The organism is Halomonas sp. WWR20, from assembly GCF_054602495.1.
On sequence record NZ_JBTRHR010000014.1, the window covers coordinates 1 to 18542 of the forward strand.

17 protein-coding genes are annotated in these 18542 nt (G+C 62.7%); 7 read left to right on the top strand and 10 right to left on the bottom strand.

Going from position 1 to position 18542, the window contains the following annotated elements; translation table 11 throughout:
* The 4 genes from ACW4DH_RS17980 to ACW4DH_RS17995 all read left to right on the top strand — a co-directional run.
* A partial coding sequence (locus ACW4DH_RS17980) for a zinc-binding dehydrogenase (protein ID WP_459634295.1) occupies positions 1-778 on the top strand: 778 nt, incomplete at its 5' end.
* A gap of 385 nt (positions 779-1163) precedes the next feature.
* Positions 1164-2582 carry an aldehyde dehydrogenase family protein gene (locus ACW4DH_RS17985; RefSeq protein ID WP_459637779.1) on the top strand — a complete coding sequence of 473 codons (1419 nt, stop codon included), beginning with the start codon at positions 1164-1166 and terminating at the stop codon, positions 2580-2582.
* A 189-nt stretch (positions 2583-2771) separates the two neighbouring features.
* Complete coding sequence (locus ACW4DH_RS17990; RefSeq protein WP_459637780.1) at positions 2772-3719, top strand: Gfo/Idh/MocA family oxidoreductase; 948 nt, start codon at positions 2772-2774, stop codon at positions 3717-3719.
* A 75-nt stretch (positions 3720-3794) separates the two neighbouring features.
* The gene (locus ACW4DH_RS17995; protein ID WP_459637781.1) at positions 3795-4625 is read left to right on the top strand and encodes an ion transporter; all 831 of its coding nucleotides are present in this window, start codon (positions 3795-3797) and stop codon (positions 4623-4625) included.
* Between the two features lie 39 nt (positions 4626-4664).
* Here the strand turns inward: ACW4DH_RS17995 and ACW4DH_RS18000 are convergent, their stop codons facing one another.
* Positions 4665-4751 carry a small membrane protein YohP gene (locus ACW4DH_RS18000; protein ID WP_459637834.1) on the bottom strand — a complete coding sequence of 29 codons (87 nt, stop codon included), beginning with the start codon at positions 4749-4751 and terminating at the stop codon, positions 4665-4667.
* A 285-nt stretch (positions 4752-5036) separates the two neighbouring features.
* Between ACW4DH_RS18000 and ACW4DH_RS18005 the strand changes: the two genes are divergently transcribed.
* Positions 5037-5831: a M23 family metallopeptidase gene (locus tag ACW4DH_RS18005; protein ID WP_459637782.1), complete on the top strand. Its 795-nt coding sequence runs from the start codon at positions 5037-5039 to the stop codon at positions 5829-5831.
* Between the two features lie 72 nt (positions 5832-5903).
* On the opposite strand, the gene ACW4DH_RS18010 is transcribed toward ACW4DH_RS18005, so the two are convergent.
* The 8 genes from ACW4DH_RS18010 to ACW4DH_RS18045 form a co-directional block, all read right to left on the bottom strand.
* A complete protein-coding gene (locus tag ACW4DH_RS18010; protein ID WP_459637783.1) occupies positions 5904-6170 on the bottom strand; it encodes a hypothetical protein in 267 nt (88 codons plus the stop codon).
* Between the two features lie 275 nt (positions 6171-6445).
* Positions 6446-7510, bottom strand: a complete 1065-nt coding sequence (gene fba / locus ACW4DH_RS18015; protein WP_459637784.1) for a class II fructose-bisphosphate aldolase — start codon at positions 7508-7510, stop codon at positions 6446-6448.
* A gap of 85 nt (positions 7511-7595) precedes the next feature.
* Entirely contained in the window at positions 7596-8759 is a 1164-nt protein-coding gene (locus ACW4DH_RS18020) for a phosphoglycerate kinase (RefSeq protein WP_459637785.1), read from the bottom strand.
* Between the two features lie 12 nt (positions 8760-8771).
* A complete protein-coding gene (locus ACW4DH_RS18025; RefSeq protein ID WP_459637786.1) occupies positions 8772-9842 on the bottom strand; it encodes a type I glyceraldehyde-3-phosphate dehydrogenase in 1071 nt (356 codons plus the stop codon).
* A 68-nt stretch (positions 9843-9910) separates the two neighbouring features.
* Positions 9911-10720 (bottom strand): thioesterase family protein, encoded by an 810-nt coding sequence (locus ACW4DH_RS18030; protein WP_459637787.1) that lies wholly within the window; start codon positions 10718-10720, stop codon positions 9911-9913.
* 174 nt (positions 10721-10894) lie between these two features.
* Complete coding sequence (locus tag ACW4DH_RS18035) at positions 10895-12145, bottom strand: NAD(P)/FAD-dependent oxidoreductase (protein WP_459637788.1); 1251 nt, start codon at positions 12143-12145, stop codon at positions 10895-10897.
* A 130-nt stretch (positions 12146-12275) separates the two neighbouring features.
* Positions 12276-12959: an LrgB family protein gene (locus ACW4DH_RS18040; protein WP_459637835.1), complete on the bottom strand. Its 684-nt coding sequence runs from the start codon at positions 12957-12959 to the stop codon at positions 12276-12278.
* A gap of 37 nt (positions 12960-12996) precedes the next feature.
* Positions 12997-13347, bottom strand: coding sequence for a CidA/LrgA family protein (locus ACW4DH_RS18045; protein WP_459637789.1), 351 nt, complete (start codon positions 13345-13347; stop codon positions 12997-12999).
* 335 nt (positions 13348-13682) lie between these two features.
* Between ACW4DH_RS18045 and ACW4DH_RS18050 the strand changes: the two genes are divergently transcribed.
* Complete coding sequence (locus ACW4DH_RS18050) at positions 13683-14735, top strand: class I fructose-bisphosphate aldolase (RefSeq protein ID WP_459637790.1); 1053 nt, start codon at positions 13683-13685, stop codon at positions 14733-14735.
* Positions 14736-14905: 170 nt separating this feature from the next.
* Here ACW4DH_RS18050 and tkt read toward each other — a convergent pair whose 3' ends face one another.
* On the bottom strand, positions 14906-16909 hold the full coding sequence (tkt, locus tag ACW4DH_RS18055; RefSeq protein WP_459637791.1) for a transketolase: 2004 nt from the start codon (positions 16907-16909) through the stop codon (positions 14906-14908).
* 371 nt (positions 16910-17280) lie between these two features.
* Between tkt and metK the strand changes: the two genes are divergently transcribed.
* Positions 17281-18501, top strand: coding sequence for a methionine adenosyltransferase (gene metK / locus ACW4DH_RS18060; RefSeq protein ID WP_459637792.1), 1221 nt, complete (start codon positions 17281-17283; stop codon positions 18499-18501).
* Positions 18502-18542 lie beyond the last annotated feature (41 nt).

Sequence of the window (18542 nt, forward strand, 5' to 3'; positions counted from 1 at the left end):
TCACTACGTCATGGTGCCGTACGCCGACTTCAACCTGCTCAAGTTTCCCGATCGCGATCAGGCCATGGCCCAGATTCGCGACCTGACCATGCTCAGCGACATTCTGCCCACCGGCTTTCATGGTGCACTCAATGCCAAGGTCGGCGTAGGCTCGACGGTCTACGTGGCCGGCGCCGGTCCGGTGGGACTGGCGGCAGCGGCTTCGGCCCGCCTGCTGGGCGCCGCCGTGGTCATGATCGGTGATTTCAACCCGCAGCGCCTGGAACATGCCCGCAAGATGGGATTCGAGCCAGTGGATCTCAGCCAGCACGATCGGCTCGGCGAAATGATCGCGGCGATCGTCGGCGAGCCCCAGGTGGACAGCGCCATCGATGCGGTCGGCTTCGAGGCGGTGGGTCATGGCGGCAAGGAGCAGCCCGCCGTGGTCTTGAACCAGATGATGGAAGTGACCCGCGAGGCGGGATCGATCGGTATTCCCGGGCTGTACGTCACCGAGGACCCCGGCGCCACCGAGAAGGCGGCCCAGAGCGGCAATCTGAGCCTGCGCTTCGGACTGGGCTGGGCCAAGGCCCACTCCTTCCATACCGGACAGACGCCGGTGGTGCAGTACAACCGACAGCTGATGCAGGCGATCCTGCACGGACGACTCAACATTGCCGAGATCGTCAATGCCCAGGTGATCTCCCTGGAGGACGCTCCCCAGGGTTATCAGCAGTTCGACTCCGGTGTGGCCAGCAAGTTTGTCCTCGACCCGCACGGATTGTTGGGCGCGGCTTAATTACAACAGTATTGAGCTGACTCCCTTTTTAACGAGGGGAGTCAGTTATGTAATGTTTAATAGTTAATAGTTGTTTGGCTATTGCACCCAAGTCTAATGTTGATCAATTTGTAAATTTTTTGAGATTGGAATGGTGTTAGTGGTCAGGGCACAAGGCGCTATAATGAGCACTCCCAGTTCTACCTTAACGCTTCCCGCTTAAGTGCTTTCCTCGATTATGGCCGGAATAACGTTTGAAAGTGGAGTCGCTTTGCAAGATGTGGCCCTTTTGATGGTGTGTGGGTCGCTAATTGCAGCCGTAATGCTCATCTTTATAAAAGCGGAAAAGAATCGCTGAGCCAGTGGCAGCGTGGCATTGATTAATAGTGTTGATTGGGAGTGCGCCATGCAAGTATATAAGCTACTTGTCAATGGAGAATTGATTGACGGTTATACCACTCGGGGCGTTATCAATCCGGCCACCGGGGAAACTTTTGCACAATGTCCTCAAGCGGATGAGTCGATACTCGATAATGCGGTGTCGTCGGCACGGAAGGCGTTTCCTGCGTGGGCGGGCCGTCCCCTGGCTGAACGGGCTGAGATATTGGGGCGTTTGGCGGATTCGCTGGAGGAACGCAGCGATGAAATTGCACTGGTGTTAACGCAGGAGCAGGGGAAACCCTTGGGGGATGCCAAGGGAGAAATCGCGGGTACCGCTGGCTATATCCGCTATATCGCGATGCTGGATTTACCGCCGAAGGTGCTTAAGGAGGATGACGCCGAGCGCATCGTGCAACATCGCGTCCCGCTTGGAGTCGTGGGGGCGATCACCCCTTGGAACATGCCGCTCATTCTGTTGGCCATCAAGCTTGCCCCGGCCTTGCTCGCGGGTAATACCGTCGTGGCCAAGCCCGCGCCGACGACGCCGTTGACCACCCTTCTGGTAGGCGAGATCTGCGCCACACTGTTCCCACCAGGGGTGGTTAATATCATCGCCGATGACAACGATTTGGGCGCTGTAATGACCCGTCATCCGGGCATCGCCAAGATTGCCTTTACGGGGTCCACCGAGACGGGACGGAGGGTGATGGAAAGTGCCGCGAGTACGTTGAAACGGTTGACGCTGGAGCTCGGGGGTAACGACGCCGCGTTAGTGCTGGAGGATTGCGACCCAGCGGACGTGGCGGAACACTTGCTACGTGGCGCGACGCTTAATTGTGGCCAGATCTGTTTAGCGATCAAGCGGGCGTATGTCCACGAGTCGCTCTATAACGAGGTGTGTGAGGCGCTCGCACGACATGCCAAGGCCATGGTGGTGGGTGATGGGCGGGACCCCGCCTCGCAAATGGGGCCGATCCAGAACCAAACGCAATATGAGAAGGTAAAAGGTTATCTCGACATTGCCAAGCGCGATGGCAATGTCATCGCCGGAGGCGAGCTGCCTGAGGGCCCCGGGTATTTCGTACCGCCCACGATCGTGCGAGATATCGACGATAGTTCACCCTTGGTGAGCGAAGAGCAATTCGGCCCTATTTTACCTGTGCTTTCCTATCGTGATGTCGAGGAGGCCCTTGCGCAGATCAACGACAGCCAGTGGGGGCTGGGCGGCACCGTGTGGGGGCAGGATCTTGATCGTGCTTATGCCCTCGCTCAGCGGTTTGAGGCAGGGACGGTATGGGTCAACCGGCACTTAAACTTACAGGCCGAGATTCCCTTCAGCGGTGCCAAGCAATCCGGTATCGGCACCGAGTATGGGCAAGAAGGACTAGAGGAGTTTACCCAGCGCCAAGTGATCAATATGCAACTCGACCCATCGAGTGGATGAATGTCGTGTGCCACGATGACCGTCCGGCTTTTTAATCAGGATAGCGGGCAAGACCGTGCCCAGCGTGTAGTTATGGAAGCCTGGGTGAATACCGTCAATGAGCAACATGGGTTCGGCCTGCGGTGTTTCGATACAGTCTATGTTCCGGCCAACGCATAAAATATCACTGCTTATAAGGAAAAGTGATCCATGAACCACGACGACACCCTACGCATCCTGATGGTGGGCGAAGGCGCCATTGCCGGCATTCACATGCAAGCACTGAGGACGCTCGAGAACGTCGAGGTCGCCTGTGTTGCCGGCGGTGTCGAGGCGGATGCCCGCGAGTTCGCCCGGCAGTGGGAGATCGCCGAAACGTCGCTGGATTATGCAGCCTGTCTCGCGCGCGAGGATATCGATGCGGTGATCCTGGCCTCGCCGAGTCCGCTGCATGCCCGTCAGGCCGAGCAGGCGATCGTGGCCGGCAAGCATGTGCTTGCCGAGATTCCCATGAGTCTGAATCTGGAGGATGCCGAGCGTCTCACCGCGCTGGCCGAGGGCTCGGACCGGGTCTGCATGGTTGCCCACACCCGGCGCTTCAACGCCCCGCACCGCGAACTCAAGCGTCGCCTGCAGACCGGCGAATTCCATCTTCAGCATCTCGTCGCCGAAACCTACTTCCTGCGCCGCGAGAATCTCAATATGCACGGCAAGCCGCGCAGCTGGACGGACCATCTGCTGTGGCATCACGCCTGCCACACGGTGGATCTGTTCGCTTGGCTGCTCGACGATTTCGACCTCGACGTGTGGGGCGCTGCCGGGCCCCGGCATCCCGAGCTGGACATTGCCATGGACATGAATATTGGTCTGCGTTCGCGCAGCGGCGTGCTCGCCACCCTGGCGCTGTCGTTCAACAATCGCGGGCCGTTCGGCGGGTTCTACCGCTACATCGGGGAAGAGGCCACCCTGCATGCCTTTCGCGATGAGCTCAGGGATCACGAAAACGTCCCCATTACCCTGCAGGGCCAAGGGTTCGTGCAACAGGACAGCGAGTTTATCGCCGCGATCCGTCAGGGGCGCAGTCCCGAGGCCTCTTTCGGCGGCTGTCTGCCCACCATGCGTCTGCTGGATCGCCTTGAGCGAATGATGCGAGGCTGAACGGATCGGCCGCTTCCTCTATTTGTGCGCTTGGCGTATGGTCATAACGCCGTTGACCTTGATGACAGGCTGCCGATGGAAGACCGCATTACGCCGTTTCAGCTGTTCATTCTGGTGTTGTCCTTCTACGTCCTGGGCGCACTGATCGCCGACACCTTTTTCAATCTCTCGCCCGAAGTGTCGCAACTGCTCTATTACATGGACGTGATCGTCTGCGTGTTCTTCTTCACCGATTTCTGCATCCGCTTTCGTGCGGCGAAGGATAAGTGGCGCTTCATGCGCTGGGGCTGGATCGATCTGCTGGCGAGTATCCCCGCCGGGCTGCTGCTGGGCGGGCGCGCCTTTCGTGTCGTCCAGGTGATTCGCCTGCTGCGGGCATTGAAGTCCTTCAACATGGTCTGGCGGATATTGTTCCGTAATCGCGCCAAGGGCATATTCGCCTCGGTAGCCACGATGACCATCCTGCTGGTGGCCTTCGGCGCACTGACCATGCTGCTGGTCGAGGGGCCCAATCCCGAAAGCTCCATCGATACCGCCGAGGAGGCGTTATGGTGGGCCTTCGTCACCATCACCACGGTCGGCTACGGTGACTACTATCCGGTCACATCGCTGGGGCGTCTGGTCGCCGCGTTGCTGATGATAGGCGGGGTGGGACTGTTCGGCAGCTTCGCCGCCTACGTGAGTTCGCTGTTCGTGCACGATCAAGGCAACCAAGAGTCGCGCCAGCACAAGGCGGATCGCGAAATGATCCGCCATCTCCATGGTCAACTGACGATTCTGACTGAGGAAGTTCGGGCGCTACGCGCCGAAATGGCCAACCGCCCCCGCGACGACGAGGCTGAGGGAGAAGTGACACGTTGCCCGTCGATGGCCGATGCGCCAGTGAAGAAACACCGTGACGGTTGAATCCGTCGAGGGCATGGCTGCGGGGGCGCTGGGCAGTCCTTAGAAGATCAGCATCAACAGACCGATGACCACGATCAGACCGATGAGAAAGATGATGCCTGCGGTACTGGCGAGAAATTTCAACATATTACGCTCCTTGTCTGTTCAAGCCTCCATGCACTTAAAAGGCCGGATTGCATCAATCAGCCGCTGTTGCGACTTTTAATGTAGGTAAGGGTACGGGCAGACACAAGGCGCACCCGAGCGCCACGCCACGCAGCCGTAGAGCAACATGCATGCGAGGCTGCACTGCAGTACAGTCTGGGGATCGATTCCCGACAAGGATGCTCGGTCATGAGGTTCAGATCAATTTCCACCCGCCCCCTGCGGTTGGGGCCATTTGTGTTGATGAGTACCCTCCTTGGGGCTCTTATGCTCCTGGCCGTCATGGTCGCGCCTGCAACAGCGGATGATGCGCGCGTCATATTTCCCGAAAGCGTACAACAAGGCGCCATGGTGATCGGCAAGGTGCCGCCGGGAAGCCGGGTCGAATACAGCGGGCGGCAACTGCGCGTGACGGATTACGGCACGGTGGTGTTCGGCGTGGCCCGGGATGCCTCGGGGCATCGGACGGTACAGGTGACACCTCCCGGCGGGGCGACGCAGACCGCATCCATTGCCGTCGCACCGCGCGACTGGCCGATCGAGCGCATCAATGGCGTGCCGCCCAGGACGGTATCGCCGCCTCCCGAAATCGCCGAGCGGATCCGCCGTGAACAGGCCCGGGTCAGCGAGGCCCGCACACGCGACGACGACCGGGTCGGTTTCGCCCAGTATTTCATCTGGCCGGTGGAAGGACGCATCAGCGGACGCTTCGGCAATCAGCGCGTCTACAACGGCACGCCGGGTTCGGCCCATTCGGGCATGGACATCGCCGTGCCCAAGGGGACTCCGGTCAAGGCTCCGGCGGATGGCGTGGTGACCTTTGCCGATCCCGATCTCTATCTCACCGGCGGCACGCTGCTGCTCGATCACGGCTTCGGCATCAGTTCCAATTTCCTGCACCTCTCAAGGCTCGACGTGAAGATCGGTGATCATGTCAAGCAGGGCGAGGTCATCGGTGCGGTCGGGGCGACCGGGCGTGCCACGGGGCCGCATCTGCACTGGGGCATGAACTGGCTCGATGTGCGCATCGACCCGCTACTGGTACTGGAGCGCAGCCGTTAGGCGGCTTCATGCACCATCGGTCGGAAGCCATGGATAGATAGGGCGCGCCGGATGGCAGTGCCCCGACCAGGCTCACCCCGGTGGAAGCGGTGGCTTGGGAAATGGTGCCTCCTCGGGAGGCTTCTTGTCGGGATCGTTGTCGGGGCGCGGAGGTTGGGTCGGCTGAGGATCCTCGTCAGGCGGATCGGGCCGGCGATCGGGATCGTCACCGGGATGCGGCGGCTGCACGGGCTCCTCCTCGGGACGAAGAGGTGACGTCTCCTCCTCCGGTGGACGGTTCCCAATCGATGGTGGAAATGCGGCAACACGGCTGGCGGCGAACGTCGAGGCATCTGGCATGGTGACCTCTCATGAAGCTTGGCGATGTCTCCCGAGCATAGACCATGATGTGAGTGATCTACCTGATCAACTGAAAGCTCGTGGCGTAGTGGATCACTACACTCTGGGAAAGACCGGCCAGGCCGCCAGCCACGCCCCATAGGAAGGCGGCAGCAATAATCCATAAAGCGCCTGTCACTGACCCCTCCTGAGTCGGCTCGCAAGAAACAGAAGGATAGCGGCAAAAGACGGCCTCCCGATAGGAAAGGCCGTTTCAAAGAGTTAGCGCTAGAAACTCAGTTCACCTGCGGGTCCAGTTCGCCGCGCGCGTAGCGCTCGAACATCGCGTCCAGGCTGAGCGGCGTGATGCGGCTGGCGTTACCGGCGGTACCGAAGGCCTCGTAGCGGGCAATACACAGATCGCGCATCGCACTGACCGATTCCTTGAGATACTTGCGCGGATCGAATTCGGCCGGGTTCTGCGCCAGGAAGCGGCGAATGGCACCGGTGGAGGCCAGGCGCAGGTCGGTGTCGATATTGACCTTGCGTACCCCGTGCCGGATGCCTTCGATGATCTCCTCGACCGGTACGCCGTAGGTTTCGGGAATCGTGCCGCCGAACTCATTGATCACTTCCAGCCACTCCTGGGGCACCGAGGAGGAGCCGTGCATTACCAAGTGGGTGTTGGGAATGCGCGCGTGGATCGCCTTGATGCGCGCGATCGACAGGGTGTCGCCGGTAGGCGGCTGGGTGAACTTGTAGGCGCCATGGCTGGTACCGATGGCGATGGCCAGCGCATCGACGTGGGTCGCCTTGACAAACTCGGCGGCTTCTTCGGGATCGGTCAGCATCTGCTCGTGCGAGAGCTTGCCCGCGGCGCCGATGCCGTCCTCCTCGCCGGCCATGCCAGTCTCGAGCGAGCCCAGACAGCCCAGTTCGCCCTCCACGGAGACGCCACAAGCGTGGGCCATCTCGACGGTGCGTCGGGTCACGTCGACGTTGTAGGCGTAGTCGGTCGGCGTCTTGCCATCCTCGCCCAGCGAGCCGTCCATCATCACCGAGGAGAAGCCGAGCTGGATGGAGCGCTGGCACACCGCGGGGCTGGTGCCGTGATCCTGATGCATGACCACCGGGATGTGCGGGAATTCCTCGACCGCGGCGAGGATCAGGTGGCGCAGGAAAGGCGCGCCGGCGTATTTGCGGGCACCGGCAGAGGCCTGGACGATGACCGGGGAGTCGGTGGCGTCGGCGGCTTCCATGATGGCGCGCATCTGTTCGAGATTGTTGACGTTGAATGCCGGCACGCCGTAGCCGTACTCGGCGGCGTGGTCGAGCAACTGGCGCATGCTGATCAGGGCCATGATTTACCTGTTCAATGACTGATAATACGACGCCCCCGCGCCCGGTTGGGCGTGGGGGCGTCGCTATAGTGCCATAAAGCTCGGCTTATTTGGCGGCGTCTTCCAGCGCCGCGACGGCGGGGAGCGTCTTGCCTTCCACATACTCGAGGAAGGCGCCGCCGCCGGTGGAAATGTAGGAGACCTTGTCCTCGATGCCATACTTGTCGATAGCGGCCAGAGTGTCGCCGCCACCGGCGATGGAGAAAGCCGGGCTCGCGGCGATGGCATGGGAGAGCACCTCGGTGCCCTTGCCGAACTGGTCGATCTCGAACACGCCGACCGGACCGTTCCACAGGATGGTGCCGGCATTTTCGAGCAACGCGGCGAAGCGTTTGGCCGTGTCCGGGCCGATATCCAGGATCATCTCGTCATCCTGCACCTGATCGACCGGCTTGGCCACGGCATCGGCGGACTCGGAGAACTCCGTGGCCACGACGACATCGGTGGGCAGCGGGATCTCGACCTTGGCCATCAGGCTCTTGGCCTGGTCGATCAGGTCGGCTTCGTGCAGGGACTTGCCGACGTTGTAACCGGCTGCGGCGATGAAGGTATTAGCGATGCCGCCGCCGACGATCAGCTGATCGCACTTCTCGGACAGAGCGTTGAGCACGTCGAGCTTGGTGGATACCTTCGAGCCACCGACGATGGCGAGCATGGGGCGCTTGGGTGTGGCCAGCGCTTTCTCCAGCGCCTCGAGCTCCTGGGCGAGCAGCGGGCCGGCGCAGGCGGTGGGCGCATAACGGGCCACGCCATGCGTGGAGGCCTGGGCGCGGTGGGCGGTGCCGAAGGCGTCCATCACGAACACGTCGCAGAGATCGGCGTAAGCGCGCGACAGGGCCTCGTCGTCCTTCTTCTCGCCCTGGTTGAAGCGCACATTCTCGAGCAGCACCACCTCCCCGGCGTCGAGATCGACCGGGCTGTCGAGATAGTCGCTGACCAGCCTTACTTCCTGGCCCAGCAGCTCGCCAAGATGCCTGGCGACCGGGGCCAGGGAGAATTCCGCAGCGGGCTCGCCCTCGGTGGGGCGACCGAGATGGCTCATCAGCAGTACCTTGGCGCCGGCGTCGCGGGCGGCCTCGATGGTTGCCAGGCTGGCGCGGATACGCGCGTCGCTGGTGACGCGGCCATCCTTGACCGGAACGTTGAGATCTTCACGGATCAGCACCCGCTTGCCGGCGAGATCCAGGTCGTTCATCGTGCGTACGTTCATGGAGCGTGTTCCTCACTTCTCCGGGAATTGACTCTTGTCTGGGGCCGCGGCCTGCCGCATGTCCGGTACCAGCCAATGTTCGGCGACGTCGAGCATGCGGTTGGCGAAGCCCCACTCGTTATCGAACCAGCACAGCAGCTTGATCAGATGCCCCCCTGCCACGCGGGTCTGGGTGGCGTCCACGATACCCGAGCGCGGGTCGTGGTTGAAATCGACCGAGGCCATGGGCTCTTCAGTGTAGCCTAACCGAGCGGCGAGGCGGGTTCGACTGGCGTCATACAATAGGGCGTTGACCTCGGCGGCGCTGGTGGCGCTGCGTACCGATAGCGCCATGTCCATGGCCGAGACGTTGATGGTCGGCACGCGCACGTGCAGGCACTCGAAGCGTCCGGCCAGGTGTGGCATCAGCCGCTCGATGCCGCGCGCGAGTCCGGTATCCACGGGAATGATCGACTGCATGGCCGACCGCGTCAGGCGCAGGTCGGTTTTATGGTAGGCGTCGATCACCGGCTGGTCGTTCATCGCCGAGTGGATGGTGGTGGTGACGCCATGTTCCAGGCCCAGCGCCTCGTCGAGCACGGTGAGCACCGGCACCAGGCAGTTGGTGGTGCAAGAAGCGGTGGAAACGATGCGCATCTCGGGCGTGAGCTGGGCGTCGTTGATGCCGCAGACGATGGTGGCGTCGACATCGCTCTCGGCAGGCTGGGAGAACAGCAGCCGTTTGGCGCCGGCGGCCAGGTGGCGCTCGGCGGTGGTGCGGTCCTTGAAGCTGCCCGAACACTCCAGCACCAGATCGATGTCCAGCGAGCGCCACGGCAGCCGGTCCGGATCGGGCTCGGAGAGCACGCTGATCGCCTGGCCGTTGACAATCAGCTGCCCATCGCGGGTCTCCACCTGGCCGGGAAAGCGTCCGTGAGTGGTGTCGTAGCGGGTCAGATAGGCGATGGTGGCCAGGTCGGAGAGTTCGTTGATCGCCACCACTTCAAACGGCAGTTCCCCGCGCTGTTCGGTCTTCTCGACCAAGGCGCGCAGCACGCTCTGGCCGATGCGACCGTAACCGTTGATGGCGATGCGATAGGCCATGAGGCAGGCTCGACAATGGGTGAAGCGAGGATTCTAGCGCAGATTGTGGCCCATTGACCAAGCACCGCTCAGGCAAACACCGCGACGTTCTGGCGTCCCACGATGACCGGTTCGCCGCGGCGATTCCAAACCTGCATGGCCTGGCTCGAATAGCCGTCGCGGGTGGCCTCGGCCACACTGCGTGACAGCCACCAACCGTCCTCGGTTTGCAGCGTGTCGGACAGCACGTCGAACATCCAGGTCATGGAACTGACCGGCGCCGGCTGGGTGAACAGACTCATGGCGGCCGGAGGCAGGGCGTCGGCCAGCGCCACCAGGCCCACGATGGCTGGCGTGACGATGCCGTCCTTGTGTTGCAGCCAGGCGGTGATATCGCCGTGATCGGCACCGGTGATCGGCAGGTTGCCGGCGGCGTAACGGCTGTTGAAATGCTGAGCGAAATTCGGCGTCATCCGGCTCTTTTCGAAGAATGGCTCGCATGCCTCCGGGGCGTTGACCTCGGGAGCCGGCAATCCGAGCGTCGAGAGGGAGGAGTCGCGCGCTGCGCCGAAACAAAAGGTGGCGCGTGTTGCCAGCTTGCCTTCGCTGATCAGATCGGTGGTGACGAAGGCCGTCGATTTGCCTTGGCGGACCAGCATCGGCTTGAGTTCGACGTCGCTCGACGCCGGACCGACAAACGACAGCTGTGCCGAGCGCAGTGGTGGCAAGGTTTCGAAGGCCTTAAGCGTTGCATCGAGACACAGCGCGGCCGACAGACCGCCGTAAATGGCCCGCCCTTGCAGCCAGTCCGTGGGTACCGAGGCCGAAAACCCGTCTGCGTTGGGCACGAGGTCGTTGAGAACCGCGGATAATGGGGTGCGGGACTGCGTATCGTTCATGAAAGTCTTCCTTGTCATGGGCCGCTCTGGTCGGCGCTTTACGTGCCGGCCGATGGCATCTGAATCGTTCGCTAAGCATAGCGCCAGCGGCCTGCGCTGGGCATGCGCCTATCGTACGGGGCGTACGTTGACGACGACGAGCAGGCCGGAGCGTTCAGGAAGACAATGATGTGTTCACGTGCGTAAGAATCGCTCGGCGCGAAACGGCGCCATGTCGATGGCCGGCGTCTCGCCGTGCATCATTGCCGCCAGCAGTTGACCGGTGGCGGGGCCCAGTGTGAAGCCCTGGTGGGCATGGCCGAAGGCGAACCACAGTCCAGGATGGTGCGGTGCGGGGCCGATTACCGGTTTCATGTCCGGCGTGCACGGGCGGGCTCCTTTCCAGGGCGTGGCCTCGAGACGTTCGCCCAGCGGAAACAGCCTGCGTGCCGCGGCTTCCGCCGCTTCGAGCTGTCGATAGCTGGCCGGGGCATCGCGTGGGGCCAGCTCTGCCCCGGTGGTCAGGCGAATTCCGGCGCGCATCGGTGCGAGCAGATAGCCGGTCTCGGCATCCAGCAGGCAGTGATGCAGCCGGGCTTCGCCCTGGGCGGTGTAGTGCATGTGATAGCCACGCTTGACGAACAGCGGCAAGCGATAGCCCAGCCGCTTGAGCCATACGTCGGCCCAGGGGCCCAGGGCCAAGACCACTTCCGATGCTTCGAGCGGGCCTTGGTCGGTCGTGACCCGCCAGCCGCTGCCGTGGCGCTCAAGCGACTGAACCGTGGCGCGCATGACCTCGCCGCCCTCGGCTTCGAAGGCGCCGGCATAGGCAGCGACCAGGGCGCCGGGGTCAGCCACGGTCCATGGGTCCTGCCAATGCACCGCGCCGATGGCGGACGCCGCAAGATCCGGCTCACGACGGCGCAGGGCGCGGGTATCCAGCGCCTCGAAGCCGACACCGAAGCGGTGCCGATACTCGTGCGCCTCGGCTTCTCGCCGCGCCAATGCCGCCGGGGTGCGAAACACTTCCATCCAGCCTTCGCGGTGAACCAGCGCCTCGGCGCCGGCGGCTTCGATCATCTGCGCATGGGCGTCGATCGACAGCGCAATCAGCGAGGCGTACTCGGGCACGATACGGGCATAGGCGCTCGGGGCGGAATGATGCCAGTAGCCCAGCAGGGCCTTGGCGGCATGAAGGACGCCGGCCGGGGTATAGCGGATATCCACGCCGCGGTTACCCAGCATACGCCACAACGTGGCCATCTCTCGCGGAAAGGCATGCGGCGCTACCGCCTCGCGCTGGATGATGCCTGCATTGCCGAACGAGGTTTCGCGTCCGGGGGCGCTACGGTCCACCAGGCATACGCTGCGGCCGCGTCGCGCCAGTGAGTAAGCCACGCCGACACCGACCATGCCAGCGCCCAGCACCAGAGTATCGTGAGCCATCCTGTCCTCCTGGGTCACTTCTGAAGACCGTCTGCGCCCCACCCTATTGCGATGGAAAACGGTTGGGGTGCGAGACCGACGATTCTCGCGTTGATGGAATGGCGCAGGCTTTCTGTCCGCCGCGGCTCGCTTACGCCCACAGCCGCCAGACGGCAGGCAGGACGATGGCGGTGAAGATGCCGGTCAGGCTCATACCCAGCGAGGCGAAGGCGCCCGCCAGTGGGCTGATCTCAAAGGCACGCACCGTGCCGATGGCGTGGCCATTGAGGCCCAGGGCGAAGCCGATGACGCGCTCGTCGCGGATGCAGAGGTAGCGGACCAGCACGCCGACGAACAGGGTCGTCAACACGCCGGTCGCCAACAGCGCCCCCAGCAGCAGTCCCACCGAGCCGCCGATCTGCTCGGTGATGCCCATTGCAATCGGGGCGGTGACCGACTTGGGCGCCAGCGAGGCGATAATGGTGTGGGAGCCGCCCAGCGCCCAGGTGATGACCACGGCATAGAGCGCGGCCAGGCTCGCCGCCAGCGGCAGACAGATGAGGATGGGTTTCCACATCGCCCGCACATGGTGAATCTGCTGGTAGAGCGGTACCCCTAGCGCCACGGTAGCCGGACCCAGCAGCAGCATCAGCCAGGCGGCACCGTGCTGGTAGTCGGCGATATCAATGCCGACCACGGCCAGGCTGATGGCGAGCAGGACGCTGGCGATCAGCACTGGCGGACACCAGGTGGGGCGGCCCATACTCTGAAACAGGCGCATGCCGATCAGAAAGGTCGCCAATGTCAGGCCGATGGCCGGCATCGGTGTTGCCATGAGATGCTCGGGCAGGGCGTACCAGCGCGTTGGAAAATCAGTCACGCGACTCTCCGGTGAATGTCTTCAGCAGCAGCAAGGTGGTTATTACGCTGAGCAGCGTGCCGCCGATCAAGGCGCCGCTGATCGGCAGCCATTCGGCACGGAGCAGATCGCCCATGAAGAATACCCCCACCACGCCGGGCATGATCAGCATGGTGAGAAAGGTGATCAACGGCTGGCTGGCGGCGGTGAGGTCGTCGCTGACCCGCCCGCGCCACATCAGCCAGGCCGTCAGTAACAGCAGGCCGACCACGCTGGCGCTGACCGGCAGGACGAACAGCCACACCAGGGTTTCTCCCAACAATTGAAAGGCGATCAGCCACAGAAAACCGCGCAGCAGGGGCATGAGGTCGGAGTCCGGAGTTAACGAAGCCAAGGCGAGCCGCCATGATAGCAAAGCGACTCGGGGATGTGGGATTTGGTGCTAGCGCCTGATAATGTCTTAAACGCTGACGGAAAGCGCCTGAACAGCAGGAACCAGGGACCATCGGCTGGTAAGATAACCCGGCCCGGGAGCGTCGCGAATAACGCAGTGACAGTTTCCACTGCCGTTGAGAGGGCGGGACAAGCGAAGCCGGACGTGAAGTGACGGACGTCGTCGTTTATCTTTACCCGGGGGGTGGCCAGGGCCACTGATCGTTGCGGGAAGCATGCATCATTCAAGGACAAGGAGCGAGACCCATGACCGACATAGCCAAGTTATTGGGCGAGGAAGCCGACAGCCTGCTCAACCATACCTGTAGCGGGTTCAAGAAAGAGGATCTGTACCTGCCGGGGCCGGATTTCATCGACCGGGTCATGGCGGACAGCGACCGCAGCCCCCACGTGCTGCGTAACATGCAGAGCCTGTTCAATCATGGACGGCTGGCAGGGACCGGCTACGTGGGCATGCTGCCGGTGGATCAGGGTATCGAACACTCTGCTGGGGCCTCGTTTGCGCCCAACCCGATGTATTTCGATCCCAAGAACATCGTCGAACTGGCCATCGAAGGCGGCTGCAACTGCGTGGCGTCCACGTTGGGCGTGCTGTCGTCCGTGGCGCGCCGCTATGCCCACAAGATCCCGATGATGGTCAAGCTCAACCACAACGAGACGTTGACCTACCCGGCGATCTACGACCAGACGCTGTTCGCCCAGGTCGAGCAGGCGCATGACATGGGCTGTGTGGCGGTGGGTGCAACCATCTATTACGGCTCGCCGGAAAGCCGTCGCCAGATCACCGAAATCAGCGAGGCCTTCGAGCGCGCGCACCAGTTGGGCATGGTCACCGTGCTGTGGTCGTATCTGCGCAATCCCGAATTCAAGAAGGAGGGCAAGGACTACCACGTCGCCTCGGATCTCACCGGCCAGGCCATCCACATGGCCGCGACCATCAAGGCGGATATCGTCAAGCAGAAGCTGCCTGAGAACAACGGCGGCTACAAGGCGGTCGGCTTCGGGCACACCCACGACAAGGTCTACGATGAGCTGACCACCGATCATCCGGTCGATCTGGCCCGCTATCAGGTGGCGAACTGCTTCATGGGCCGTGCCGGGCTGATCAACTCGGGTGGCGGTTCCAAGGGCCATTCCGATCTCGGAGAAGCCGTGCGTACCGCGGTCATCAACAAGCGTGCCGGTGGCATGGGATTGATTTCCGGACGCAAGGCGTTCCAGAAGCCGTTCAAGGAAGGTGTCGAGCTGCTCAACGCCATTCAGGACGTGTATCTGTCGAAGGACGTCACCATCGCCTGAGGAAAGGCTGACTTAGGGTGGCGCTCACCCTATCTTCGCCTGTGCCATAGGTCGGCGCTTCTCAGGCGAATTAGCAGTCAGTGGCGAATGAGCAGTGAAAGAGACTCGATAATGCAAAGGGCACGGCGCAAGCCGTGCCCTTTGTCGTTTCTAAAGTCGCTGTCGAGAGATTAGGCGGAGTCTTGCGCCAGCATCTGCTCGGCCTGCTCGACCACGTTGTCGACGGTGAAACCGTAGTACTTGAACAGATCCGCGGCAGGGGCCGACTCACCGAAGCTGTTCATGGCGACGATACGCCCGTTCAGGCCTACGTACTTGTACCAGTAGGCGTAGTGGCTGGCTTCGATGGCCACGCGATGGGGGTTCGCGGCCGGCAGCACCGACTCGCGATATTCCGCGGATTGGGCGTCGAAGGTATCGGTGGAGGGCATCGATACCACGCGTACCGTCTTGCCCTTGGCTTCCAGGGCGGCGGCGGCGTCCATCGCCAAGGAGACTTCGGAGCCGGTGGCGATCAGGATCACCTCGGCAGGCGTGTCGCTATCCTTGAGCACGTACCCCCCGCGCTGGATATCGGCCAGCTGGTGCTTGTCACGCTGCTGGTGCGGCAGGTTCTGGCGCGACAGTACCAGCGCCGTCGGCGCGCCGCGGCGCTTGAGGGCGGCATGCCAGGCCACGGCGGTCTCCACCGCGTCCGCAGGACGCCAGGTCGACAGGTTGGGCGTCGAGCGCAGTGCCCCCATCTGCTCGATGGGCTGGTGCGTGGGGCCATCCTCACCGAGACCGATGGAATCGTGGGTGAACACGTAGATGGCCTGGCGGCTCATCAGCGCGGTCATGCGTACGGCGTTGTGCATGTACTCCATGAAGGTCAGGAAGGTCGCGCCGTAGGGGATGAATCCCCCATGTGCGCTGATGCCGTTCATGATCGAGCCCATGCCGAACTCGCGCACGCCGTAATGCATGTAGTTACCGTCGGGCGAGGTCTGGGTGATGGGGCGGGCGCCCTGCCAGAAGGTCAGGTTGGACGGGGCCAGATCGGCACTGCCGCCGAGCAGCTCCGGCAGCTGCGGGCCGAGTGCGTTCAGACACATCAGCGAGGCCTTGCGGGTGGCGATACTGTCACCGCGCGCCTGGGCGTCCTCGATCAGTTTCTCGCTCTTGAGGTCGACCGGCAGCTCGGCGGAAAGACGCCGCTTGAGCTCCTTGGCGAGCTCCGGATGCGCCTGCTGATAGCGCTCGAAGCGGGCGTTCCAGTGGTCTTCGTGCTGCTTGCCGCGGGCGGTGGCGTCCCAGCCCCGGTAGATATCCTCGGGAATGTGGAAGGGCGCGTGATGCCAACCCAACTGCTCGCGCGCGGCCTGAATCTCGTCGTCGCCCAGCGGTGCGCCGTGCGCCTCTTCCTTGCCCTGCTTGTTGGGCGCGCCGAAGCCGATGATGGTCTTGCAGATGATCAGGCTGGGACGATCGTCGTTCTGACGGGCCAGCTCGATAGCGGCCTTGATCTCGTCGGGGTTGTGGCCGTCGACGACGGAGACCACGTGCCAGCCGTACGCCTCGAAGCGCTTGGCGGTGTCGTCGGTGAACCAGCCATGGATCTCGCCGTCGATGGAGATGCCGTTGGCATCGTAGAAGGCGGTCAGCTTGCCCAGGCCCTGAGTGCCGGCCAGCGAGCACACTTCATGCGAGATGCCTTCCATCAAACAACCGTCACCGACGAACACGTAGGTGTTGTGATCGATGATCTCATGACCTGGACGGTTAAACTGCGCGGCTAGGGCGCGCTCGGCAAGGGCCATGCCCACTGCGTTGGCCAGCCCTTGGCCTAACGGCCCGGTAGTGGTCTCGACGCCCGGCGTGTAGCCGAGCTCGGGGTGTCCCGGGGTCTTGGAGTGCAGTTGGCGGAAGCTCTGCAGGTCTTCCAGGCTCAGCGCATAGCCGGTCAGGTGCAGCAGCGAGTACTGCAGCATTGAACCGTGGCCGTTGGAGAGCACGAAGCGATCACGATCGGCCCACTCGGGGTTGGCCGGGTTGTGCTTGAGGTAATCGTTCCACAGCACTTCAGCGATGTCGGCCATGCCCATGGGGGCGCCGGGGTGGCCGGACTTGGCCTTTTGCACGGCATCCATGGACAGCGCGCGGATCGCATTCGCCAAATCGAAACGGGACGGCATTGTGTCGCTCCTTGCCTGAGGCAAATAGATAAGGTGCCGGGGGACGTCGCAGTTCCCTGCGGCACAGCCTGGCTGGGGGTCGCGCCGTGCCAGGATGCAAGGCGCTCGGGATTCGGGCGCTTATTGTCGCCGAGAAGGGCATTTGCGGCAAATCGACATGCGTGCACGCCGCGTATCATGGGCCTGGCATCGCTAGGCAGCCTGAAGGCCAGCGTGTAGACTCATGAACCCGCGCCGGCATCGCAGCGCCGGGCCTGTCGTGCGTCGCTCATTGCCTGTCATCCGGCATGCGGCGCTGTTTCCCCCTTTTATCGCGACTGCCCATTACGCTTACGGTCGTGAAAAAGCATAAGAGAGGGCCGAGGACGCCAATGAGCGAATATTCCCTGTTTACTTCCGAGTCCGTATCCGAAGGGCACCCGGACAAGATTGCCGACCAGATTTCTGATGCGGTGCTCGATGCGATCATCGCACGCGACAAGCAGGCCCGCGTGGCCTGCGAAACGCTGGTCAAGACGGGCGTGGCGATCGTTGCCGGTGAAGTCACCACCAATGCGTGGATCGACCTCGAGGAGCTGGTGCGCAAGGTCATCCTGAATATCGGCTATAACTCCTCGGACGTGGGCTTCGATGGTGAAACCTGCGGCGTGCTCAACCTGATCGGCAAGCAGAGCGTGGACATCGCCCAAGGCGTCGATCGCAGCAAGCCGGAAGACCAGGGCGCCGGCGATCAGGGCCTGATGTTCGGCTATGCGACCAACGAAACCGAGTCGTACATGCCGGCGCCGATCCACTACTCGCATCGTCTGGTCGAGCGTCAGGCCGAGCTACGCAAGAATGGCCTGCTGCCGTGGCTGCGGCCCGACGCCAAGAGCCAGGTGACGTTCCGCTACGGCGATGACGGCAAGCCGGTGGCGGTGGAGGCGGTGGTACTGTCGACCCAGCACGATCCGGAAATCGACCAGGATGACCTGCGCAAGATGGTCAAGCGCGAGATTATCGAGCAGGTGCTGCCGGCCGAGTGGCTGACCGACACGACCCGATTCCACATCAACCCCACCGGCAAGTTCGTCATCGGCGGTCCGGTGGGTGATTGCGGCCTGACCGGGCGCAAGATCATCGTCGACACCTATGGCGGCATGGCGCGTCACGGTGGCGGGGCTTTCTCGGGCAAGGACCCGTCCAAGGTCGACCGCAGCGCCGCCTATGCCGGGCGCTACGTGGCCAAGAACATCGTGGCCGCCGGCCTCGCCGACCGCTGCGAGATCCAGGTCTCCTACGCCATCGGCGTCGCCGAGCCGACTTCGGTGTCGGTCAATACCTTCGGCACCGGCCGCATCGGCGATGACAAGATCATCGAGCTGGTGCGCGAGCATTTCGATCTGCGCCCCTTCGCCATCACCAGGATGCTCGACCTGCTGCACCCGATGTATCAGTTGACAGCCGCCTATGGCCACTTCGGACGCAATCCGTTCGAGCACACCTACACGTGGAAAGATGTCAACGGCGAAGAGCGCAGCGAAACCTTCACCGCCTTTCCGTGGGAGAAGATCGACCGCGCAGAGGCGCTGCGTCAGGCGGCGAATCTCTGATCCGTCACGCAGCGTTGACCGCTGACGAAGCCCCGTATTCG